Here is a 22,479-nt window from a genome sequence, read left to right as displayed (position 1 = left end):
ACGATGGGCGCGGCCCCGCGGCACCGCTGCCGGCCCGGCGCGCCCCAGACCACGGCAGCGACAAGGAGACCCAGCATGGACGACCGCAATCGTCGCCGCGACCGCAGCAGCGGTTCGCGCAACATCAACCAGGATTACGACGACGGGACCGACTACAACGGTTCGCGCCAGGCCGAGCAGTTCGAGGATTCGAGCGGTTACGATCAGGACGGGTCCGCGCAGGACGGCTGGCGCGGAAGCCAGATGGGCGACCAGGGCCGCCGCCCGGTGGTCTATTACGAGGAAGTGACCTGGCGTGCGCCCTCGCGCAACCGGCCGTTCCAGCGCGACGACTATCGCGCGCAAGGCGACCGGGGGCGGATGGGCAGCGACCAGCGGTATTACGCCCGCGATCGCGACTACGGACCCGCGCGCTACGACAACGGCCTGGATTACTACACGTCTGAGAGCCAGGACGGGCGCGACTTCTCGCGTCGCGGCGGGCGCTCCTATGGCGCGCGCCCCGGCTACGGCTACGGCCAGCGCAGCTATGGCCGGCGTGACCGTTACGGCCGCGATTACGACGATTACGACCGCTACGATGACGGCAGCGAACGCGGGTTCTTCGAAAAGGCAGGCGACGAGATCGCGAGCTGGTTCGGCGACGAGGACGCCGCCCGCCGGCGCCGTATGGATCACCGCGGATCGGGCCCGGCCAACTACACCCGGTCGGACGAACGCATCCTCGAGGACGCCTGCGACTGCCTGACCGACGACTGGCGGCTCGACGCCCGCAACATCCAGGTAACCGTCAAGGATGGCGAGGTGACGCTCGACGGCACCGTCGATCACCGCGGCGCAAAGCGCAGGGCGGAAGACCTTGTGGAAGACATTTCCGGCGTCGGCCACGTGCAGAACAACCTGCGCGTCCGGGACCGGTCGAATGACACCGAGTCGCACTCCTTCGACGCCTGACCCAGGCTGAAATGATCAGAGGGTCCGCTTCGGCGGGCCCTCTTCTTTGCGTCCGTCATCCGCGCAGGCCGGGACCAGCCGCTCCGCGAGACTGCGCGTCCGACGCGGTCACCGCGAGCACTCGGTCACCGCGCCCCTGTTCGCTGCTGACCGGCCCGGCATCGCGGAACAGCCGCCGGCGGACCTCCGCGTCGGGCACCGGATCGAGCGGCGCTGGCATCTCGGCTTCCATCGCGATCATCGTCGCGTAATCGGCCTCCGGGTCGTCGGTCAGGTCGCCCACGCGCTCGAGCAGTACCGGCATTGCCGCTGGCGTCCGGCCAGCGTCGAGCGCCGCGAGCAGCATGATCCCGTCGAGCACCATCGCCTTGGGCAGCGCAACCCCGCGGAACACTATCGAGAGTGGAGAGAGGCCGGTGCTGTCGTAAAGGAACACGAACAGGTTGTTGTGCGCGGGCAGCGCCCAGCCTTCGAACAGCAGGCCCGATCCGCGCATTGCGACGTCGAGGAGACCCGCCTCGTTGCGCCGCACCACCCCGTATTCGTGGAACACCGTGTCGGCTACGAGCAGCGAGGGACGCGCGGTACGGAAGAACCCTTCGTACGTCGCGCCCCGCCGCCCGGTCTCTTCCCGCGCGATCTCGATCAAGGGGCGCAGGTGCGGCAGCATGACGCCCGGGTCGGCGCCCCGACGCGGCAGCGCGATCCCGAATCGCCCGGCGAACCCGTCCAGATCGGCGTCCCAATCGGTCATGCGGAAGCCCGCGTGGCGGTCGGCAAGGAGCGCGGTCAGGCGAGCCAGGTTGTGTTCGGTGGGATGGACCGCACCCGAGAGCCAGCGACCGACGAGCGACTTATCCACGCCGAGCGCCTGGGCGACTGCCACGCGGCTGAGAGAGGTCGCCTTGAGGGCAACTCCCAGCTTTCCGGCGAATTCCCCCACGTGGTCCACCGCCGATGAATGCGCCGCGCGACGCCCGCTGACAAGACGGCAGGTGCATCGCCGTGCATTGCGCTGCACCGCGCGCTTCGCCTGCGCGCATCGGTGGAGGCGGTGCACATCTGTGTCACCCCTAGACAGGAGGACGCCATGACCCGCTTTCTTTCGACCACCCTCTGCATCGCCGCAGCGGTTGCGGCCGCCGGCTGTTCGACCAAGCCCAGGCAGTTTTCCGCTCAGGTGCGCCCGGTCGCCCAAGCGCCGGAACGCGCATCGCTCGCTTCCAGCGAGACGGAGATCTACCAGAGTTGCGACCAGATGGTGCGCCACGGGCGCAAGGCCGGCTTTGCCGCCGCGGCCGCGACCAGCGGCGCGGGAGTCGCCGGGATGTTCGGCGGCGCCAACCTCGCCTTCACCGGGCTTGGCGGAAGCACTTTCGCCTCGGCGGGCGCCACCGCTGCGGCGGCGATGCCGATCATCGGACTTGCCGCCGCGTTCGGGATGAACCGCGCGATCCGCGGCGGCCGCGAGCGCAGCTATCGCAAGCACATGACCACCTGCATGGGGGAAATGGGCTACGAAGTCGCCGACTGGACCCGTGCGCCGAAGAAGCAGCGCGGGACCGCCTCGCTCGTGCCTGCCAGCGAGCGGGTCGCGCAGCCGGCGGACATCGAATCGGCTCGGATCGAAGAGCCGGCCACCCAGACTGATCCCGCTGCCAGCGAGACGCCCCTCGTGGTGGTCCTCGACGCGCCCGCCGGCTGAGGGTCCGCGGGGGCGTCGAACCCGCTGACACCGGCGCCCCCGCGGAATTGGTTCGGGACCCTAATGCCCCGCCTGCGGCCCACGCTCCAGGCCCGATGCCTCGAGTTGCGCGTCGATCTGGGCGACGAGGCGTTCGAGGCCCTCTTCGCTCTCGCTCTCCGCGCGGGCGACGAGCACGTCCTGGGTGTTGGACGCGCGCAGCAGCCACCAGCCGTCGGGGGTCGTCACCCGGACTCCATCGGTGTCGTTTACATCAAAGGATGAGTCCGCAAGCCGCGCCTTGACCTCGTCGATGGCGGCGAACTTGCGCGCCTCGGCCACATGGAATCGCAACTCCGGCGTGTTGACCATCGCCGGCATCTCGCTGCGCAGCGCGGTGACCGACTTGCCGAGCCGCGCCGAGGCGGCGATCAGCCGCACGCCGGCATAGAGCGCGTCGTCGAACCCGTAATACTCGTCGGCGAAAAAGACGTGGCCGCTCATCTCGCCCGCAAGCGGGGCGCCAATCTCCTTCATTTTGGACTTAATCAGGCTGTGCCCGGTCTTCCACATCAGCGGCCTGCCGCCGAGCTGGGCGATACGCTCGAACAGCGCCCGGCTCGCCTTCACATCGGCGATGACCGGGGCGTTAGGTAGTCTCCCTAATAGATCTTCAGCGAAGATCATGAGCAACTGATCCCCCCAGATGACCCGGCCTTCGCCGTCGATCGCGCCGATCCGGTCGCCGTCGCCGTCGAAAGCCACTCCGAAGTCGAGGTTCTTCGACGCGACAAGGCGCCGCAGGTCGTCGAGGTTTTCGGAAACGGTAGGATCAGGATGATGATTGGGAAACGACCCGTCGACCTCGGTGAAGAGAAGGTGGTGCTCCCCCGGCAGCCGGGCGGCGAGCGCCTCGAGCGCGGGCCCCGCGGCGCCGTTGCCCGCGTCCCAACCGATTCGAAGACCGGCCAGCGCATCGCGGTCGATCCCCTCCAGGCCGAGGAGCAGCCGCTCGACGTAATCCTCGAGGACCTCGCGCGAGGTGACCTCGCCCTGCCCGTCGGCCCAGGCGCCGGCCTGCGCACGTCGACCGAGCTCGATGATATCCTCCCCGAAAAACGGCCGTCCCAGGAATACCATCTTGAAGCCATTGTAATTGGCGGGATTGTGGCTGCCGGTTATCTGAATGCCGCCATCCACCTCTTCGGCTGACGCCTCTGCGTAATAGAGCATCGGGGTCGGCCCCATGCCGATCCGCACCACGTCACAGCCCGACGCGGTAAGCCCTTCGACCAGCGCGTGCTCGAGCATCGGGCTGCTCACCCGACCGTCGTAACCCACTGCCACCGTCCGGCCGCCGGCCTCGCGCAGCATCGTCGCGAAGCTGCGGCCGATCGCGCGCGCGTCCTCCGCTCCCAGCGTTTCGCCGATGATCCCGCGAATGTCGTATTCGCGAAGTGCGGTGGGATCGAAGGTGTGGCTCAAGCCGGGTTCCTCAGCGGCCATCAGGCAGCTCGCCCAGCAACAGGTCGCGCGCGTCGTTTGCCGCGTGAACCTGGTCGCTGGTGCCGCCGCGGTCGGGATGAACCCGGGCGATCAGCCGCCGGTGCGCCTCGAGGATTTCGCCGCGACCCGCTTCGTGCGGCACGCCCAGCAGCTTGCGCGCCCGCAGCACCGCCTGCGCGCGGGTGGGTTTCGCCGACAGGTATTCCCACGGCCAGCGATGGGTCGCGATCCGGACGATGAGCGAGACGAGGCCCGCGACGAGGAGGAGCTTGATCACCGCCGCGACCTAGCGCGCGCGTCAGGCCAGCGCCAGTTCGGGTTCGCGCCGGGCGGGCACAGGAAGGTTGAGCGCCGAGACGAGGGTGCGCAGTTCCTGCCGCGCGACGAGGTGGCTGGTGCCGAGTTCACCCAGGTGTCCCTTGTCGAGCAGGGTCAGCCCGCTCGGGAACAGCTCGCGGTAGATCACGCGTTCGGAAAGCCCCTGCGCGACGCGGAAGCCGACGCGCTTCGACAGTTCCTTCAGCGCCGCCTCGATGCGCGCCATGTTGCGCGCCTCGACGTGGCCGGTGCGGTTGCGTACGACGACCCAGTCCATCTCGCGCCGGTTCTGCTCGATCTGGCTGCGGCTGCGCTTGATCCGCGCTTCCCAGATCAGTTCGGCATAGAACGACAGCTTGCGGACCTTGAACGTCTCGGCGTCGACCTGCCCGATCAGGTCGAAGTCGACGAAGCTGTCGTTCAACGGGGTGACCAGCGTGTCGGCCTCGGTCGCGGCGTGGCGGGCGAGCGGATCGTCGCGCCCCGGCGTGTCGAAGACCACGAAGTCGCAGCCATCGGAGAGCGAGGTGGTGAGCGCCTCGAGCTCTTCGGGCGAGCCGCCCTCGAACACCTCGAACCGCGCGGTGGGCAGGTCGATTCCCCGCCGCGCCGCCGTCTCGGCCCGGTTTTCGAGGTAACGGTAGAGCGTCCTCTGGCGCGGATCGAGGTCGATTGCGGCGACCCTCGCGCCGCGATAGGCCAGCGCCACCGCGATGTGGACTGCGGTGGTCGACTTGCCGGTGCCGCCCTTCTCGTTGGCGAAGACGATCCTGTGAGCCGGCTTGGACACGCGTGCATTCCCGAATAGTGCCCGCTAGGGCGTTGGCATGACCGCAAGGATAGCGGAGGGACAAAGCCCCATGCAAACAGCGACCACGCTGGAAGTGTTGAGAAGCGCCGTGGACGCCCTCAGGCAAGGGGGCAAGCGGCTCGCGCTGGTGCCGACGATGGGCGCGCTCCACGAGGGCCACCTGGCGCTCGTGCGCGAGGCCAGAAAGCACGCCGATGCGGTGGCGGCGTCGATCTTCGTCAATCCGAAGCAATTCGGCCCGAACGAGGACCTCGACGCCTATCCGCGCACGTTCGCCGAGGATTGCCGCCTGCTGGAAGCGGAAGGGGTCGAGCTGGTCTGGGCGCCCGGCGTCGCGGCGATGTACCCCGACGGGTTCGCCACCAACGTTTCGGTCGCCGGCGTGAGCGAGGGCCTCTGCGGCGCGGCGCGGCCGGGCCACTTCGACGGAGTGGCCACCGTCGTGCTGAAACTGTTCAACCAGGTCCGGCCCGACGTGGCCGTGTTCGGCGAGAAGGACTGGCAGCAGCTCGCGGTGATCCGCCGCATGGCGCGCGACCTCGACCTCAGCGCGCCGCACGTCGATGCGATCGTCGGCGTGCCCACGGTGCGCGAGGGCGACGGCCTCGCGCTGTCGAGCCGCAACCGGTACCTTTCGCCCGAAGGCCGCGCCCGGGCGGCGGCGCTGCCCCAGGCTATGCGCGAGGGCATCGACGCGCTTCTCGCCGGAAGCGCGGTTGCCCCGACGCTCGCGGCGATCGAGGCGCACCTGCTGCAGGCGGGTTTCGATTCGATCGATTACGTCAGCCTCGTCGACGCAACCTCGCTCGAACCGGCGGAAACACTGGGAGACGCGCCCGCGCGCCTGCTGGTCGCCGCCCGCATCGGCGGCACGCGACTGATCGACAACATGGGTGTGACGACGCAAGGCCCGGCGCGCCTCTGACCAGCGAAGGCGCAAGGCAAGAAGGGACCGTGGAGCGGGTAAGGGGAATCGAACCCCTCTAGCCAGCTTGGAAGGCTGGAGCATTACCACTATGCTATACCCGCTCGGGAACCCTCCGGGCGTCCGGCGAAGGCGCGCTTGCCACGCCCCCGGCCATTCCGTCAATCCTCTGCCGCACCGGTCAGTTCGTCGACCAGCGTCCCGCTGTCGCTGGCAGGGGCCGCCGGCGGCGTCCCTTCGGGAACCGCGATGGTCATTTCGACACGCCGGTTTTTCGCCCGGCCCTCTGCGTCGGGTGTGCCGTCGGGCCTGGCATTGGGGACGGCAGGGTTCTGTTCGCCGAAGGCAATCACCACGATCCTCTCTTCCTCGACCCCGTGCTCGACAAGCCAGTCGCGCACTGCCTCTGCGCGTTTCTTCGAGGCGCGCAGGTTCGCGGTGTCTGACCCCGCCGAATCGCTATGCCCGCCGAGCGTTATGGCTCCCCCCGCCTTCATCTGCTCCGATGCAAGCGCATCGCGCAGCTGGGCGACCGCAGCGTCGGTCAGCTCCGTGCCGCCCGCGGCAAAGCCGATGACGACCTCGAGCGGGGCAAGCGGCGCAGTGGGCTCGCGATCGATCCCGACGTCGTCGCGGATGATCGACACCTTTTCGCCGGAGCCGGCGGTGGTTGCCGTTGCGCTCGGCGCGGGGGCCGGGTCGGGTCCCCCGCGATCGCACCCGGATAGCACGAGGGCGAAGGCGAACGGGAGGGCGATCATCGGATTGGGGCGCATGGCTTGCCTTTCCTTGGTCCTATTTCGCGGGCAACGCGCCGGGCGCGGCGCCGGGCTTGGCCTTCTTCGGCGATTTCTTCGCCGCCGCGGCCTCCGCCGAACGTTCCGGCGGCGGGGAGTAGGAGACGACGGTATCTTTGGCGCGGGGCGCCGGCTGGCTCGCGTGGGTGAAGAACCGGAGCGTACCGTCGGGCCGCACCAGCAGCAGCATCTGGCCCGCGTCGGGGAGCTTTTCCTTGGCGTCGTCGAACCCGAACCGCTCGCTGAGCCGGGTCTTGCGGAACACCCAGCCGGCGCGCTGGCGTTCCATCAGGTCCTCGACCCCCATGCCCGACTTGAACAGTGCGCGGCCGCGCAGGCTTTCGGGCAGGCGGCGGGGATCGTCTTCCTCGCCTTCCTCACCGACCTGATAGACCGCGTCGCGCCCGAACAGATAGGCGAATTCGTTGCAGACAAGCGTGTTGTAGGCCTCGTTCTCGGTCGCGGCGACGAGGACATGGAACGGCGACAGGTCGAGGTGGTGCTCGGTCGCCTCGTGGAGGATTTCGCCGTGATAGAACGGCAGACCGGCCTGGCGCACCGGGGCAAGGCGTTCCCAGCTCGAATCGGCGATCGTGACCGGGGTTTCGATTTCCTTCATCTCGCGGGCCAGCGCGATCGTCCACGGGGTGGCGCCGACGATCAGCAGCCCGGGACGGCTGGCGCCCTTGATGCCAAGCAGCCGCGCCGCGAGGTCGATCGTGAATCCGTGCGCGATGACGGTTGTCACCACTACCGCGAACGACAGGCCGATGAGGATGTTGCCGTCGGCATACCCGAGTTCGGTGAGGCGCAGCGCGAAGAGGCCGGCGATCGCCACCAGCACGATCCCGCGCGGCGCGATCCAGGCGACGAACAGGCGTTCCTTCCAGGGCAGGGAGCTGCCCAGCAGGCTGATCAGCACGGTCGCCGGTCGCACGATGAACAACAGGGCCAGCAGGAACAGCGCAAAGCGCCACTCGAGGTAGCGCAGCTCCTCGAACTGCAGGCTGGACGACAGCAGGATGAAGATGCCCGACACCAGCAGCACCGCCACGTTCTGCTTGAAGGGATGGATGCTGCGCAGCGAGGAAACGTTCATGTTGGCAAGCGCCACGCCCATGACGGTGACCGAGATCAGCCCCGCTTCGTGCTCGATCAGGTTGGCGGCGACGAAGACCGCGATCACCGCCGTCAGCAGGACCGGGACCTTGAGGTACTCGGGGACCAGCCCGCGCGGGAAGCTCCAGGCGATCGCCAGCGCGGCGAAATAGCCAAGCGCGGCGGCGATCACCGCCGCGACGATCATCGGCGGGACAACCTCGAACAGCAGCGCGCCGTTGGCCGAAAGGCGGAAGTATTCGTAGGCGATCACCGCGCACATGGCGCCCGCGGGATCGTTGACGATCGCTTCCCACTTGAGAATCGCGGCGGGCCGCGGCTGGACGTTCGCCTGGCGGAGCATGGGCATGACGACTGTCGGCCCGGTCACCACGAGGATGCCGGCGAACAGGATCGCCACCGGCCATACCAGGCCCGCCATGTGCAAGGCCACGCTGCCCAGCAGCCAGCCGAGCGGCACGCCGAACACGAACAGGCGCCACACCGCCTCGCCGGCATGGCGCAGTTCGCGAAAATTGAGGCTGAGGCCGCCTTCGAAGAGGATCAGGGCGACGCCGATCGAGATCATCGGCGCCAGCATCTCGCCAAATACCCGCTCGGGGTCGAACACGTGCAACACCGGCCCGGCCAGGAACCCGGCGGCCAGCATGAGGACGATCGCCGGCCAGCCCGTTCGCCACGCCACCCACTGCGCGCCGATCCCGAGCACGCCCACGAGCGCGATCACGAGTGCCTGCTGTTCCATGAACCCCTGCGTTGTCGCACGAATGCGGCTTGCAGTTCAAATGCGCGGAAGCCCGTTGGGGTCCCCGAAAGGAGGCAATCGGCTAGTGCCCGGGAAACGCCATCAGCGCATCGACAGCCAGGCCCGCGGCACGCAGGCGCTCCGCCCCGCCGAGATCGGGCAGGTCGATGACGAAGAGCGCGTCGGCCACGGTGGCCCCGGCACGGCGCAGCAGCGCGGCCGCGGCCAGCGCGGTGCCGCCGGTGGCGATGAGGTCGTCGACAATGGCGATCCGCTGGCCGGGACGAATCGCGGTGGGGTCGATCTCGAGCCGATCCGTCCCGTATTCGAGGTCGTAGTCGATGCCGATCGTCGCGACCGGCAGCTTGCCGGGCTTGCGCACGGGGACGAATCCGACGCCGAGCTCGATCGCCACCGCGGCCCCGAAGATGAACCCGCGCGCTTCCATGCCGGCGATGGATTCGGCGCCACGGGATCGCGCCCGGTCGGCGAGGTGGCCAACCGCCGCGCGCAGGCCGTCACCGTGCGCGATAAGGGTGGTGATGTCGCGAAAAAGAACGCCCGGTGCCGGGAAGTCGGGCACCGAGCGCACGAGATGCTTGAGATCGTCGGGGCTCACGCCCGCGGTATCCCTGACCGGGCGATCAGCCCTGGACCACCTTGGCCTTCTTGGGCTTGATCGCAGCCCAGACCTGGTTCTTCGCCATCCACGCGAGGATCGTCGCGAACAGCAGGAAGCCCAGCACCGGCCAGCCGACCTGGGTGCGCTTCACCTTCTTCGGCTCGGCAGTCCAGGTCAGGAAGGCGGCAACGTCGCGCGCCATCTGGTCGACCGTCGGCGCCGGCTGTCCTTCGGCGTAGGTCACCTGCCCATCGGCGGTGAGCGGCGGCGCCATCGCGATGTTGAGGTTGGCGAAGTAAGGGTTGAAGTGCGTGTTCGGCGGGGTGGCGAATTCGGGGAATTCCTCCTTCACCTTCTTGCCGTCGATGCTGAAGGTATCGACGTTGCGATAGCCGGTGAGCAGCGAATAGACATAGTTGCTGCCGTCGTGCCGTGCCTTCGTCATCAGCGAGAGGTCAGGCGGAATGGCGTTGTTGTTCGCCGCCGCCGCCGCCACTGCGTTCGGATAGGGCGAGGGGAAGTAGTCGGTCGGCAGGCCGGGGCGGGTGGTTGCCTCGCCGGTGTTCGGATCGACGCCGGGGACCTGGAAGCCCGCTGCGATCGCCTTCACTTCGGCCTCGCTGTAGCCGAGCGCCGCAAGGTCGCGGAAGGCGACGAACTTGAGGCTGTGGCAGGCCGAGCAGACTTCCTTGTAGACCTGGAAACCGCGCTGCAACTGCGCGAGGTCCCACTTGCCGAACGCGCCGTCCGAGGCGAGCTCGGCGTCACGCGGGTGCAGGTGGAACTCGTGCTCGGCGGTCGCTTCCTTGAGCTGGCCGTCGGAAATCACGGTGCCAAGGCCCGTGCCGAAGGCCCACAGCGCCATGACCGCGAAGAACAGGCCGATGAGGATTCCGAAGAGACGGATCATTGTCGTGTCGCTTTCCCTAAAGCCTGTCGTTCAGACGCCGACCGGTTCGGCGTTCTCGCCGAGGACCGCGTCCTTGTCCTCGCCCAGCACCGCCTCGGTGATCGAGTACGGCAAGGGCTCGGGCCGTTCGATCATCGAGACGATCGGCAGCACCACGAGGAAGTGGAGGAAGTAGTATGCGGTCGCGATCTGGCTGAGCATCACGTACGGCTCTTCGGCCGGCGCGCCGCCGCACCAGAACAACACCAGCATCGCCGGGATCAGGCCGAACCAGAAGAACTTGCGGAACAGCGGCCGGTAGTGCCCGCTGCGCACGGGACCCTTGTCGAGCCAGGGCAGGAAGAACCACAGCAGGATCGCGCTGAACATGGCCAGCACGCCGAGCAGCTTGGCCTCGATGATGACGATGCTGGTGAACGGGATGTGCAGGTCGACCGTGAAGGCGCGCAGGATCGCGTAGAACGGCCAGAAGTACCATTCGGGGACGATGTGCGCCGGGGTCGAGAGCGGGTTCGCCTCGATGTAGTTGTCGGGGTGCCCGAACATGTTCGGGCCGAAGAACAGCACCGCGCAGTAGATCAGCAGGAACACGCCGAGCCCGAAACCGTCCTTCGCCGTGTAGTACGGGTGGAACGGGATCGTGTCGCTCTCGCCCTTGACCTCGACGCCGGTGGGGTTCGAGGAACCGGTGAGGTGCAGCGCCCAGATGTGCAGGATCACCGCGCCCGCGATCACGAACGGCAGCAGGTAGTGCAGGCTGAAGAAGCGGTTGAGCGCGGCGTTGTCGGGCGCGTAGCCGCCGAGCAGCCAGATCTGGATCGGCTCGCCGACGACGGGGATCGCGCCGAACAGGCCGGTGATGACCTTGGCGCCCCAGAAGCTCATCTGGCCCCACGGCAGCACGTAGCCCATGAAGCCGGTCGCCATCATCAGCAGGAAGATGGTGACGCCCAGCAGCCAGACCATCTCGCGCGGGGCCTTGTACGACGAATAGAAGAACCCGCGGAAGATGTGCAGGTAGATCACCGCGAAGAACGCCGAGGCGCCGTTGGCGTGCGCATAGCGCAGCATCCAGCCCCAGTTGACGTCGCGCATGATGTGCTCGGTCGAGGCGAAGGCCACCGTGGCGTTCGATGCGTAGTGCATCGCCAGCACGATGCCGGTGACGATCTGCAGCACGAGGCAGAAGCCGGCGAGAACGCCGAAGTTCCACATGTAGTTGAGGTTGCGCGGCACCGGGTAGCCGCCGCCGATCGCGTTGTAGACGAGACGCGGAAGCGGCAGCTTCTCGTCCATCCAGCGCATGAACGGGTTAACCGGTTGATACTGTTGGGCCCAGGGGAAGCTCATGGTTGCTCTCTCTCGCCTCAGCCGACCTTGACGACGGTGTCGCTGGTGAATTCGTACTCCGGCACCTCGAGGTTCTTCGGGGCCGGGCCTTTGCGGATGCGCGCCGCGGTGTCGTAGTGCGACCCGTGGCAGGGGCAGAAATACCCGCCGAACTCGCCGCGGGGCTCGCCTTCCGCGGCACCGAGCGGCACGCATCCGAGGTGCGTGCACACGCCCATCGTGATGAGCAGGTCGGCATGACCTTCCTTGGTCCGCTCCTCGAGCGTCTGCGGGTCGCGCAGCGAGCCGACGTCGACCGCGTTGGCAATCTGGATTTCCTGCGGCGTCAGGCGGCGCACGAACAGCGGCTGCTTGCGGAACACCGCCTTGATCGCCTGGCCCGGCTCGATCGCCGCGGTATCGACCTCGGTGCTGCTCTCGGCGAGCACGTCGGCGGACGGGGCCATCTGGCTGATCAGCGGAAGGAGTACGCTCACCCCGCCCACGCCCGCGGCAGCGATCGCCGCTACATTGATGAAGTCGCGCCGCCGGATCCCGTCATCGTCGACCGTAACGGTCCCCGGGATCGCGTCGCCAGTCGTGTCAGCCATCAGCCGTGCCTGCCTTGCCTTGTAACGTCTTCGCGATGGGCTGTGCCGGATGGCGCAACCATTGAATATGCCACCGGCAGAGCAGCGAGAACGAAGCGTCGGCCCCTGTTTTCGCGGTTCGCCGCGAGAAGCCCTTCGAGCTACTCACGGTGCCGGTTTGCGGCGCGCATAGACTCCATTGGCGGTGTTGCCAACCGCCATTGTGGCGGTTTCAGGACGCGGTTCTCAGCCGAGGCCGATCAGCGATATCTGGCGGCCGTAGGTCGGCTCGCCGCGATGGGTGGCACGGCGGAAGGAAAAGAACGCCGCCTCCTCGGCGTATGTGTCGCGGTTCAGCACCGCGACATGGCCCACGCTCGATTCGGCAAGGCGGTGCGCGACGTAGCCCGGCAGGTCGAACTGGCAATGCCCGTCCCGGCCGGGCGCAAAGAAGCGTGCCTCGGCCTCGGCGAACTGCTCCCGGAACGCGTCGGTCACTTCGTAAGAGGGTTGCGCGATGCACGGACCGACCACTGCCGCGATCCGCTCTGCCCGCGCACCAAGCGCCTCCATGACGGCGACGGTATTGCCGATCACCCCGCCGTGGGCGCCGCGCCAGCCGGCGTGGGCCGCGCCGACGACGCCCGCCGTCCGGTCGGCGAGGAGAACGGGGGCGCAATCGGCCGTGAGGACCGACAGCAGCAGCCCCTTCCGGTCGGTGACCAGCGCATCGGCGCGCGGCCTGTCGGCGTCGCTCCACGGTCCGCGCACCGTCACGACCTCGCTCGAGTGGATCTGGAACAGGCCAACGAGCGCCGCCCCCGGCAGGACCGCAGCGGCCGCGCGGCGGCGGTTTTCCTCCACCGCTTCGTGATCGTCGTCGGCGCCGAAACCGCAGTTGAGGCTGGCGACCGGGCCGGTCGATACGCCGCCGCGACGGGTCATGAACCCATGCGGCACCCCGCCCAGCAGGTCCGACCGCAGCGCCTCTGCCAAAGTCCCTACCCCAGCGACCGCGTGACCTGCTCGAACGTGTCGCGCGAGAGGCCCGGCGTCGCCGCGATCCGCTCGAGCTGCGCGCGCATCAGCGCCGCGCGCCCCGGTTCGATCCGCCGCCAGCGGCCGAGCGGGGGCACGAATCGCGCGGCGGTCTGTGCGTTCAACGGATCGAGAGCGAGGATCAGGTCGGCGATCATCCGGTAGCCTTCGCCGCTGGGATCGTGAAACGCGTGCGGGTTGCCCGCGAACGCCATGTAGAGGCTGCGCACGCGATTCGGGTTCTTCAGCGTGAAGTCCGGGTGGTCGGCCAGCGCCTTGACGTGCGCGATGGCTTCCGGGTGGAGCGAGCTCGCCTGCAGGCTGAACCACTTGTCGATCACCAGCGCGTTGCCCCGGTACCGATTGTAGAATTCGATGAGCTTGTTGGTCCGCTCGATGCCCGGCAGGCCGGCGAGCACCATCAGCGCGCCCTGTCGGTCGGTCATCGTGGTCGCCGCATCGTATTGCGCGGCGGCCATTTGCGCGGCGAGGTCCGGATTGCCCGCGGCGAGATAGACCAGCGCCTGCGTCTTCACCTTGCGCGCGCCGCGCGCCGCGGCATCCATCCCGTCGGACGCCTTGCTGGCGCGCGCGTGCATCGCGACCAGATCGTCCTCGAGACGCTGGCCCAGCCACCCCTTGAGCGCCTCGCGCTCGGCGTGGATGCGGCCCGGATCGGCGACCAGAAGCTGCTCGGCGACATAGGTCTGGCTCGGCAGCATCATCAACTCGCCGCGCATCTGGTCGTCGAGCCCAGCGTCGGCGAGGATCGCGGTCATCGCCCGGCCGATCGCCGCGCGACCCGCCTCGCGGTCATCGCCCGAAAAGCCTTCGCCGACCGCGGCGACGAGATGGCCGACGATCAGTTCCTGCATCGCCTCGTAACGGGCGAACGAATCGTCGTCATTGGCGGCGAGGAACACGAGGTCCTCGACCGGGGTGTCGCGTTCGATCGAGACCGGCGCGGAAAATCCGCGATTGATCGACAGCACGGGCTTGTCGGCGAAGCCACCGAACGCGATCTGGGTTTCGGTACCGTCGAGGACGATCAGCTCTTCGCCGCGATGCGCGCCGGTCGCGCGGTCGAACAGCGCGTACTTGAGCGGGATCGGCATCGGCTGCTTGTCGGGCTGGCCGGGAGTGGGCGGCACCGTCTGGCGCAGCGTCAGCGTCGCGGTTTCCCCATCGTGCTCGAGTTCGACCTCGACCTTGGGCGTGCCGGCCTGGCTGTACCAGCGGCGGAACTGCGTAAGGTCGAGCCCGGCGCCGTCCTCGATCGCGCGGACGAAGTCCTCGCAGGTCGCCGCCTCGCCGTCGTGCCGCTCGAAATAGAGGTCGGTCCCCTGCCGGAACCGCTCGGGGCCCGCCATGGTGCGCATCATGCGGATCACCTCGGCACCCTTGTTGTAGATCGTCGCGGTGTAGAAGTTGCTGATTTCGCGAAACGAATCGGGCCGGATCGGGTGCGCGAGCGGCCCCGAATCCTCGGGATACTGCACGCTGCGCAGCAGGCGGACGTCCTCGATCCGATTGACCGCCTCGCCCTGCATGTCCTGGCTGAAAAGCTGGTCGCGCAGCACGGTGAAGCCTTCCTTGAGGCTGAGTTGGAACCAGTCGCGGCAGGTCACCCGGTTGCCCGACCAGTTGTGGAAGTACTCGTGCGCGATCACCCCCTCGATCCCGTCGTAGTCGCCGTCGGTGGCGGTCTCGGGATCGGCGAGGACGTACTTTGTATTGAAGACGTTGAGCCCCTTGTTCTCCATCGCCCCCATGTTGAAATCGCCGACCGCGACGATGTTGAACACGTCGAGATCGTATTCACGCCCGAACGTCTCCTCGTCCCACTTCATCGATTTCTTCAGCGATTCCATCGCGTGCTCGGTCCGCGGCAGGTCTTCCCCGCGGACCCAGATCGCCAGCTCGACCGTGCGGCCGGACATCGTCGTGAAGGTGTCCGTGCGCGCGACGAGATCGCCCGCGACGAGCGCGAAAAGGTAGCTCGGCTTGGGCCAGGGATCGTGCCATTCGGCCCAGTGATTGCCATCGCCGCCCTCGCCCGCAGCAGTCCGGTTGCCGTTCGAGAGCAGGACCGGGAACTGGCGCTTCGGCCCCTCCATGCGCACGGTGTAGGTGCTCAGCACGTCGGGCCGGTCGGGGAAGAACGCGATGCGCCGGAACCCTTCGGCCTCGCACTGGGTGCAGAGCATCCCGCCCGACGCGTAGAGGCCCATGAGCTGCGAATTGGCCGAAGGATCGATCTGCGTGACGATGGTCAGCTCGTGCGCGCCCTGTTCGAGCGGGATGACGAGGTCGCTTCCCTCCATCCGCCAGCTGTTCGAGCCGTGCCCGTCGACCGTGACCGACGCCGGCTCGAGCCCGTCGCCCGACAGGCGGATCTCGCTCGAGGGTTCCGCGTCCGGGTTCGGCTCGACCGCGAGCGTCGCGGTCACGCGCGTCGCCTCGACGCCGAGCGCGAAGTCCAGCCGGGTGGTCGGAACGCGCCAGGGGAACGGCTTGTAGTCCTCGCGCCGGATCACCGGCGGTTCGGCCGGCAGCGGCGGCGCGTCGGCCATCTGGGGGTTGCCATCGGGAGTCGAAGGGGAGCGTGCGATATCCATGGGCATTGCATTTAGACCTTACGGGCCGCGCGTCCAGCCGGTGCGCCAACGTTCGTCGGACGCAGGCGTTCACTCGTCTGCGCGCGCGATTGACAGGGACCGCTTCGGGGCCGAGCAATCGCGCCGGGACACGGCCGCAAGGCAAAAGGGGGGACCCAGATGACACCGTTCGACCTGCTGGCGGCCGCTGCCGCCAATCCGGGCTTCGACGTCGAGACTGCGACGCGGGCCTATCTCGACACGCTGCAAGGCGCGGCCAGGGCCAAGTCCGACGCCTACTTCGAAGGCGGCTACTGGCTCGGGCTGTGGGGGACGGTGATCGGGGTCCTGGTCGACTGGCTGCTGCTTCGCTTTCGCGTGACCCACGCGGTGCGCGCCTTCGCCGAACGCAGGAGCCAGCGGCGCGCCTTTGCGGTCTGGCTGACCGCGCTGGCCTATCTGGCGCTGTCCACCGCGATCACCCTTCCCTGGGCGATCTACACCGGCTTCCTGCGCGAACGGCAGTACGACCTGATGAACCAGGGCTTCGGCGGCTGGCTGGGCGAACTGGCGATCTCGTTTGCCCTTTCGCTGGTGTTCGTGCCGCTGCTGATCATGGCGGTCTATGCCGTGATCAGGCGCGCGCCGCGCACCTGGTGGCTGTGGGCGACCGCTGTCGTCGGCGCGTTCGCCTTCGCCGCGATGGTCGTGTCTCCGGTCTACATCGCGCCGCTGTTCAACACCTACACCGAGATGGAAGCCGGGCCGCTCCGCTCGAAGATCGAGGCGGTGGCGGCGAAGTACGACATTCCCGCCGACCACATCTACGTCTCGGACGCCTCGAAGCAGACCAAGCGCATCTCGGCCAACGTCTCCGGGCTGGGGCCGACGATCCGGATCACGCTCAACGACAACCTGCTGAACCGGACCAGCGAGCCGGAAATCCTCGCGGTCATGGGACACGAGATGGGACACTACGTCCTCGGCCATGGTTTCCGCAACGTGGCCTGGCTGCTGGTCGTCTTCGGGGTGTGCTTCTTCCTCGTCAGCGTGATCGCGCCGCGCCTGATCGCGCGGTACGGCGAGCGATGGGGCGTGCGCGAGCTCGCCGATCCCGCCTCGCTGCCGGTGCTCTCGGCGGTCTTTTCGGTATGCGCGCTGCTTGCCACACCGGCGATCAACACCCTCATCCGGACCGCCGAAAGCGAGGCCGACGCCTTCGGGCTCGAAGCCGCCCGGGAGCCCGACGGATTCGCCTCGACCGCAATGCGGCTTTCGGAATACCGCAAGATCGAACCCGGGCCGGTCGAGGAGTTCCTGTTCTTCGACCATCCATCGGGCGAGACGCGGGTGCGCATGGCGATGCAGTGGAAGAAGGACAACGTGCCCGGCGCCGAGGTGGTCCGCCCGCCCGCGGGGTATCTCGACCGGTAGATGCCGCAGCTGTTCGTCTTCGGGCTGGGCTATACCGCCAAGCGGATCGCCGCGGCACTGCCGGCGTGGACCGTCTCCGCCACCGGGAGCGACGGTTCGGTTTCGTTCGACGACGACGATGCGGTGCGGGCCGCGGTGGGCCGGGCGAGCCACGTGCTGTCGTCGGTCCCGCCGGACGGGGCGGGCGACCCCGTCCTGGCGCGCTATGCCGACGTGCTGGAGGGGCGCTGGCTCGGCTACCTGTCATCGACCGGGGTCTACGGCGATACCGGCGGCGCGTGGGTGGACGAATCCTCGCCCATCGGTTCGGGGCGCCGCACCGCGCGCTCGGACGCGGATGCGGCCTGGCTCGACCGCGGCGCCCGGGTCTTCCGCCTGCCGGGCATCTACGGCCCCGGTCGTTCGCCGCTCGACCGGGTACGCGAGGGCAGGGCCCATCGGATCGACCTCCCCGGGCAGGTGTTCAGCCGGGTCCACGTCGACGACATCGCCAGCGCGGTGGTCGCCGCGATCGATCGCGGCCCCGGCGCGCCGCCCGGCGCCTACAACCTGGCCGACGACCTGCCCGCGAGCGGCGCGGCCGTGACCGAGGAAGCCTGCCGCCTGCTCGGGATCGCGCCGCCGCCGCTGCAGACGCTCGACGAAGCCGGGCTGTCGCCGATGGCGCGCGAGTTCTATTCGGAGAACCGCCGGGTGGCGAATGGCAAGGCCAGGCGCGTGCTCGGCTGGTCGCCGCGCCATCCGACCTATCGCGCGGGGCTGCGCGCTACTCTGGCGGCCGAGCGGGGGTAGCGGCCGCGACCTGCCGCGCCCGCAGCGCGACGATCATCCCCAGCGTCGCCAGCAGCGCGCCCGCGATCGCCAGCGCCGACCAGCGATAGCCTTCGAGCACGGTCGAGATGCTCATCGCGATCACGATCACCAGCACGCCGTTGTAGGCCGCGCGGCCCGCGCCGATCTCGCGCACGAGCTGGTAGTAGAGCGGAAAGGTCACCACCGTGCCGACCAGCGCAAGCCACGCCGTGCCCGCCCAGAACCAGCCCGATGCCGGCAGGACCGGCGGCCCGGCGAGGGCAAGCGCCAGTCCGATGTCGATCCCGACGCCGTACAGGATCGCCCAGGCGAGCAGGCTGACGAGCGGCACGTCGCGCCCCGCGGGTCCCGCCTGGAGCACGTTCGCCAGAGAGGCCGAGATCATGCCCGCGAGCGCCAGCGCGGCGCCGAGCGCGACGTTGCCTTCGAGCGGTGCGGTCCGCGCCTCGTTCACGAGCAGCAGCGCAATTCCCGCAAGCGCGATTGCGCTGCCGAGAATGAAGCGCGCGGTTACCGTCTGTCCCAGCAGCACCCGCGCCAGCAAGGCATTCGACACGAACATGACCCCGATGATCAGCGCGACGATGCCCGAGGTCAGGTGCGCCTCGCTCGCGTAGACGAACGTGAAGTTGGCGCAGAACTGGAACAGGCCCATGACCAGCGCGAGGCCGTGCGCGCGGCGCGGCATCCTGACCGACTTGCCCGTCAGCAGGGCCAGCGCGAACATCGCCGGGGCAGCGAGCGCGAAGCGGTAGGCGACGGCCCACTGCGCTGGCACGTCCGCGATCTGGCCGCGGATGACGTACCACGTCGACCCCCAGATGAGCGCGGTGACGAGGAAGGGGATCGCGATGCGCGGCCGCAGCAGCGCGTGCGGCGGAGCGGCCTCGGTCACAGGCGGCCGATCGCCTTCGCGAGCGCGCGCGCGTCTTCGGCGGGCGTGTTCCAAGCGGTGACGAAGCGGGCCGCATCCGCGCCCCAGTCATAGAACGCGTAGCCCTGCGCCCGCAGCGCATCGCGCTCGGCCGGGCCAAGATGCACGAAGACCTCGTTCGCCTCGACCGGGTGCATGAGCCGCGCGCCGCAGGCGTCCGCGATCTCGGCCGCGGCGGCGTTGGCGGCGCGCGCGTTGTCGAGCCAGAGATCGCCCTCGAGCATCGCGAGGACCTGCGCGGCGAGGTACCGGCCCTTCGACTGCAGGTGCCCCGCGCGCTTGCGGCGCCAGCGCGCCAGCGCGGCGCGTTCGGAGTCGAAGAACACGATCGCCTCGGCGTTCATCGCGCCGTTCTTGATCATCCCGAAGCTGAGCGCGTCGCACGGCCCGGCCGCCTCTGCCGGCGTGCAACCGAGATGGGCGACCGCGTTGGCGAAACGGGCCCCGTCGACGTGGAAGCCGAGCCCGCGTTCGCCCGCCAGCGCGCCGAGCGCGGCAAGCTCGGCAGGGCGGTAGACGCAGCCCGCCTCGCTCGCCTGGGTCACGCTCAGCGCGTGCGGCTGGACCCAGTGGACGTCGGGCACGATCGGGTCGATCACCGCGCGCACGGCGTCCGGCGTCAGCTTGGCGTCCGCGCCATCGGCGAGCATCAGCTTGGCGCCGTGAAGGAAGAAGCCGGGGGCACCGCCCTCGTCGGCCTCGATATGCGCCGCGCGGTGGCAGACCACACCGCCGTGCGGCGCGCACATCGTGGCGAGCGCGAGGCAGTTGGCCGCGGTGCCGGTGGCAACCCACAGGACGTGGGCCTCGCGCCCGAACAGGTCGGTGAACCGCTCGTCGAGCGCCCGCGACAGCGCGTCGTTGTCGTAGGGCGGCTGCACCTCGTCGGCGGCGCGCATCGCCTCCCAGACCCTGGGGTGGACCGCGGCGGCGTTGTCGGACAGGAAGAGCATCGGAACGCCCCTAGCCGCGCTGGCGTTGAGCGCAAGAAGGAGACACCGGCATGGCCATCGAAGGGCTCGAAATCACGCACCGCGGCAACGAGGCGCACGGCGAATACCGCGCCACGGTGGCCAACAGCGACGCGGTTGGCCGGCTGACGTGGAAAGCGCGGGGGGACGCGCGGATCGCCGACCACACGATCGTGCCGCCCGAGATCGGGGGGCAGGGGGTCGCCGCCGCGCTGGTCGATGCACTGGTGCGCGACGCGCGCGAGCAGGGCTTCAAGATCGTCCCGCAGTGCTCGTACGTCGATGCCCAGTTCCGTCGCCATCCGGAATGGGCTGACCTGCTGGCCGATCCGCCGAGCTGAGCCGCGAGAAATCGCATCCCGCGATGCTGTCGAGCACGGCAGCGCGGATGCGCCGCGCCTCCTCGATCGGCACCGCCGCGAACGACAGCTTTCCGCCCGCGAGGCCGAGGTGGAGCGTGGCATAACCGCCGCGCCGCGCAAGCGGGCCCTGGGTGATCTCGACCGATTGCAGCTTGACCCGGCTGGCGACGTCGATCCGCGGCGCGAGCCAGCCGTGGCGGCCATAGACCTGCCGCGCGTCGAGCGCGTGGCGGGCGCGGCGCCAGTTGAGCACTTGGCCCAGCGCCACGAACGGCAGCGCCAGCAGGGGAAGCGGCGCGGCAAGCGCGAGCGGCGTGAACAGCAGGGCCACCGCCGCCATCACCGGTGCCAGCGAACCCAGCACGGCGGCATCGACGAACGCTCTTCTGGCTGGCCGGTGCCACTCGATCTCGGGCCCCGGCAAGGCAAAGCCCGCCGCCGCAGCAATCGGCGCGATCTCGGTCATACGGGCGAAGGGCGCGACCGTGTGGCTGCCCGAATCGGCGTCCTGCGCGAGACTGACGAACCTGAGCTCGTGCCATCCGAACAGCCGCCGCAGCAGCCGCGTGCGCACTTCAACCGCCTGGACCCGATGAGCGGGCATGACCACGTCGGTCCGGGTAAGCAGCCCGCGCCGCCGGCGAAATCCCTTCGGCGTGCGGGTCAGCTCGAAGCCCCAGTCGCGCAGGGCGGTGCGGGCCAGACCGGTTGCGAAGCCGACCACCACGAGGATCGCCAACGCGAGCGACACTGCCGCCGCCTGCGCGAACGGGCCGAGCGCGGCGAGCCAGTGGCCGCCGCCGTCGAGCCGCGCCTGCCAGCCCTCCCAGTCCCATATGTCGAACGGCAGGAAGCCGTCGAACTGCTGCGCCGCGCCCGCTGCAACGGCGAACGCGGCGAGCGAGAACTCGAACAAGCCGAACAGGGCGAGCCGGCGCGGGGGCATGGCGAACAGCACTTCGCCCGTCGGTTCCGCCGGTGATGCGGCGCCCGGTGCGGTCCGGTGCGCATCCTCGTCCTTCCACTCGCGCACGAGTTCGCGCAGCCGCTCGCCTTCCGCCAGCGGCAGCCATGCCAGAGCCAGCTCGTCCTTGCCGCCCGCGCCGGTGTCGAACGTGACCTTCGAAAGCCCGAACACGCGCGCCAGGACGGGTTCCTCGATGCTGACGTCCTGGATCCGCTCGTAGGGAACCGACCGTGCCGATCGGCTCAAAAGACCGGTTTCCAGCCGGATGTCTTCCGCGCCGACTGCATAGGTCGTGCGCAACCAGCGGACCGCGCCGCCGACGAGGCCGAACAGCACCGCCAGCGCGGCGATCCCGGCGATGAATCCGATCCCGGCGAATTCGTCGCGCAGACCATAGGCGCCCGCGATTGCCGGCAGGACTGCCTTGCGGATGTCGCTCAGCGCGCCGACGAGGATGCCGAGCGGCGCGGTCCGACGGGGCCGGCCGGCCTCCTGCCCCTGGTCTTGGCCGTCCCCTTCCGGCTCGCTCACGGCATCTCGCGCCGGATGTGCGTGCGGATCGTCTCGCGCATCGCCGCCGCGTCGCCCTGAGCGAGGCCGGGCAGCGAGACGCTGGCGTTGTGCGTGCCGGCGGTGTGGACCACCAGCGTCGCGAGGCCCCAGGCGCGCTCGAGCGGGCCTTGAGTCACGTCGATGTGCTGGACCCGGCCGAACGGGACCACGGTGTCGGAGCGAAACCACAGCCCGCGCACCACCCGCAGCCGGTCGGCGCCTAGGTCGTATCCGCGCGCGGCGTGGCGGCGCAGCGGCACCCGCAGGATGGCCCAGGCCGCCGCCACGAGCACCGGCACGGCGAACGCGCCGGTCGGCAGCAGGTCCGCCGCCTCCAGCACGAGCGAGCCGATCACGAAGGGCGCGGTCACGATCGCCGCCTGCGCGCGCAGCAGCTTCACGTGGTTCGGCGCGAGCGGGGTCAGCGCCTGCTCTTCGTCGGCCTCATCGATGCTCGCGCCCTGCCCCGTGTCGTCCATGGTGACTTAGATGGATAATACG

The 22,479-nt window shown here is 69.1% G+C and carries 22 protein-coding genes and 1 tRNA gene; 6 read left to right on the top strand and 17 right to left on the bottom strand.

Annotation, left to right across the window (positions count from 1 at the left end):
* Positions 1-75 precede the first annotated feature (75 nt).
* Positions 76-954: a BON domain-containing protein gene (locus N0B51_RS03225; protein WP_259960734.1), complete on the top strand. Its 879-nt coding sequence runs from the start codon at positions 76-78 to the stop codon at positions 952-954.
* A 55-nt stretch (positions 955-1,009) separates the two neighbouring features.
* Here N0B51_RS03225 and N0B51_RS03220 read toward each other — a convergent pair whose 3' ends face one another.
* On the bottom strand, positions 1,010-1,906 hold the full coding sequence (locus N0B51_RS03220; RefSeq protein WP_259960733.1) for a helix-turn-helix transcriptional regulator: 897 nt from the start codon (positions 1,904-1,906) through the stop codon (positions 1,010-1,012).
* Between the two features lie 138 nt (positions 1,907-2,044).
* On the opposite strand from N0B51_RS03220, the gene N0B51_RS03215 reads away from it, so the two are divergent.
* Positions 2,045-2,659 (top strand): hypothetical protein, encoded by a 615-nt coding sequence (locus N0B51_RS03215; protein WP_259960732.1) that lies wholly within the window; start codon positions 2,045-2,047, stop codon positions 2,657-2,659.
* Positions 2,660-2,719: 60 nt separating this feature from the next.
* Here the strand turns inward: N0B51_RS03215 and pgmG are convergent, their stop codons facing one another.
* Genes pgmG through N0B51_RS03200 form a run of 3 tightly spaced genes read right to left on the bottom strand, consistent with a single transcriptional unit; the run spans position 2,720 to position 5,252 of the window.
* Positions 2,720-4,123 carry a phosphoglucomutase/phosphomannomutase PgmG gene (gene pgmG, locus N0B51_RS03210; RefSeq protein ID WP_259960731.1) on the bottom strand — a complete coding sequence of 468 codons (1,404 nt, stop codon included), beginning with the start codon at positions 4,121-4,123 and terminating at the stop codon, positions 2,720-2,722.
* A 10-nt stretch (positions 4,124-4,133) separates the two neighbouring features.
* Positions 4,134-4,421 (bottom strand): J domain-containing protein, encoded by a 288-nt coding sequence (locus tag N0B51_RS03205; RefSeq protein ID WP_259960730.1) that lies wholly within the window; start codon positions 4,419-4,421, stop codon positions 4,134-4,136.
* Positions 4,422-4,442: 21 nt separating this feature from the next.
* The gene (locus tag N0B51_RS03200) at positions 4,443-5,252 is read right to left on the bottom strand and encodes a division plane positioning ATPase MipZ (RefSeq protein WP_259960729.1); all 810 of its coding nucleotides are present in this window, start codon (positions 5,250-5,252) and stop codon (positions 4,443-4,445) included.
* A gap of 70 nt (positions 5,253-5,322) precedes the next feature.
* On the opposite strand from N0B51_RS03200, the gene panC reads away from it, so the two are divergent.
* Positions 5,323-6,198, top strand: coding sequence for a pantoate--beta-alanine ligase (gene panC, locus N0B51_RS03195; RefSeq protein WP_259960728.1), 876 nt, complete (start codon positions 5,323-5,325; stop codon positions 6,196-6,198).
* Between the two features lie 30 nt (positions 6,199-6,228).
* On the opposite strand, the gene N0B51_RS03190 is transcribed toward panC, so the two are convergent.
* The 9 genes from N0B51_RS03190 to pepN form a co-directional block, all read right to left on the bottom strand.
* A tRNA-Gly gene (locus tag N0B51_RS03190) sits at positions 6,229-6,302 on the bottom strand.
* Positions 6,303-6,359: 57 nt separating this feature from the next.
* On the bottom strand, positions 6,360-6,974 hold the full coding sequence (locus N0B51_RS03185) for an OmpA family protein (RefSeq protein WP_259960727.1): 615 nt from the start codon (positions 6,972-6,974) through the stop codon (positions 6,360-6,362).
* Between the two features lie 19 nt (positions 6,975-6,993).
* Positions 6,994-8,859 carry a cation:proton antiporter gene (locus N0B51_RS03180; RefSeq protein ID WP_259960726.1) on the bottom strand — a complete coding sequence of 622 codons (1,866 nt, stop codon included), beginning with the start codon at positions 8,857-8,859 and terminating at the stop codon, positions 6,994-6,996.
* A gap of 82 nt (positions 8,860-8,941) precedes the next feature.
* Positions 8,942-9,478: an adenine phosphoribosyltransferase gene (locus tag N0B51_RS03175; RefSeq protein ID WP_259960725.1), complete on the bottom strand. Its 537-nt coding sequence runs from the start codon at positions 9,476-9,478 to the stop codon at positions 8,942-8,944.
* 25 nt (positions 9,479-9,503) lie between these two features.
* Positions 9,504-10,391: a cytochrome c1 gene (locus N0B51_RS03170; RefSeq protein ID WP_259960724.1), complete on the bottom strand. Its 888-nt coding sequence runs from the start codon at positions 10,389-10,391 to the stop codon at positions 9,504-9,506.
* Between the two features lie 30 nt (positions 10,392-10,421).
* Complete coding sequence (locus N0B51_RS03165) at positions 10,422-11,741, bottom strand: cytochrome b (protein WP_259960723.1); 1,320 nt, start codon at positions 11,739-11,741, stop codon at positions 10,422-10,424.
* A 17-nt stretch (positions 11,742-11,758) separates the two neighbouring features.
* Positions 11,759-12,331, bottom strand: coding sequence for a ubiquinol-cytochrome c reductase iron-sulfur subunit (gene petA / locus N0B51_RS03160; protein ID WP_259960722.1), 573 nt, complete (start codon positions 12,329-12,331; stop codon positions 11,759-11,761).
* A 225-nt stretch (positions 12,332-12,556) separates the two neighbouring features.
* The gene (gene pgeF / locus N0B51_RS03155) at positions 12,557-13,255 is read right to left on the bottom strand and encodes a peptidoglycan editing factor PgeF (RefSeq protein WP_259960812.1); all 699 of its coding nucleotides are present in this window, start codon (positions 13,253-13,255) and stop codon (positions 12,557-12,559) included.
* A gap of 56 nt (positions 13,256-13,311) precedes the next feature.
* Positions 13,312-15,966, bottom strand: a complete 2,655-nt coding sequence (pepN, locus tag N0B51_RS03150; protein ID WP_259960721.1) for an aminopeptidase N — start codon at positions 15,964-15,966, stop codon at positions 13,312-13,314.
* Positions 15,967-16,125: 159 nt separating this feature from the next.
* Here pepN and N0B51_RS03145 point away from each other — a divergent pair, with 159 nt between their 5' ends.
* Complete coding sequence (locus tag N0B51_RS03145; protein ID WP_259960720.1) at positions 16,126-17,379, top strand: M48 family metallopeptidase; 1,254 nt, start codon at positions 16,126-16,128, stop codon at positions 17,377-17,379.
* Complete coding sequence (locus N0B51_RS03140) at positions 17,380-18,171, top strand: Rossmann-fold NAD(P)-binding domain-containing protein (protein ID WP_259960719.1); 792 nt, start codon at positions 17,380-17,382, stop codon at positions 18,169-18,171. It begins immediately after the preceding gene.
* Here N0B51_RS03140 and N0B51_RS03135 read toward each other — a convergent pair.
* Together N0B51_RS03135 and N0B51_RS03130 are read right to left on the bottom strand one after the other, a co-directional pair.
* Complete coding sequence (locus N0B51_RS03135) at positions 18,146-19,087, bottom strand: DMT family transporter (RefSeq protein WP_259960718.1); 942 nt, start codon at positions 19,085-19,087, stop codon at positions 18,146-18,148. The genes N0B51_RS03140 and N0B51_RS03135 overlap by 26 nt on opposite strands.
* Entirely contained in the window at positions 19,084-20,079 is a 996-nt protein-coding gene (locus N0B51_RS03130) for a threonine aldolase family protein (RefSeq protein ID WP_259960717.1), read from the bottom strand. Before N0B51_RS03130 ends, N0B51_RS03135 begins: the two co-directional genes overlap by 4 nt.
* Before the next feature lie 50 nt (positions 20,080-20,129).
* Between N0B51_RS03130 and N0B51_RS03125 the strand changes: the two genes are divergently transcribed.
* A complete protein-coding gene (locus N0B51_RS03125) occupies positions 20,130-20,438 on the top strand; it encodes a GNAT family N-acetyltransferase (protein WP_259960716.1) in 309 nt (102 codons plus the stop codon).
* On the opposite strand, the gene N0B51_RS03120 is transcribed toward N0B51_RS03125, so the two are convergent.
* Both N0B51_RS03120 and N0B51_RS03115 read right to left on the bottom strand, forming a co-directional pair.
* Positions 20,350-21,957, bottom strand: coding sequence for a PH domain-containing protein (locus N0B51_RS03120; protein ID WP_259960715.1), 1,608 nt, complete (start codon positions 21,955-21,957; stop codon positions 20,350-20,352). The genes N0B51_RS03125 and N0B51_RS03120 overlap by 89 nt on opposite strands.
* Positions 21,954-22,457, bottom strand: a complete 504-nt coding sequence (locus tag N0B51_RS03115; protein WP_259960714.1) for a PH domain-containing protein — start codon at positions 22,455-22,457, stop codon at positions 21,954-21,956. The genes N0B51_RS03120 and N0B51_RS03115 overlap by 4 nt, the downstream gene beginning before the upstream one ends.
* Positions 22,458-22,479: the final 22 nt, after the last annotated feature.

The sequence above is a fragment of the Tsuneonella litorea genome (assembly GCF_025154015.1).
Lineage (GTDB): Bacteria > Pseudomonadota > Alphaproteobacteria > Sphingomonadales > Sphingomonadaceae > Tsuneonella > Tsuneonella litorea.
This window is presented reverse-complemented; position numbering and strand designations above follow the sequence as displayed.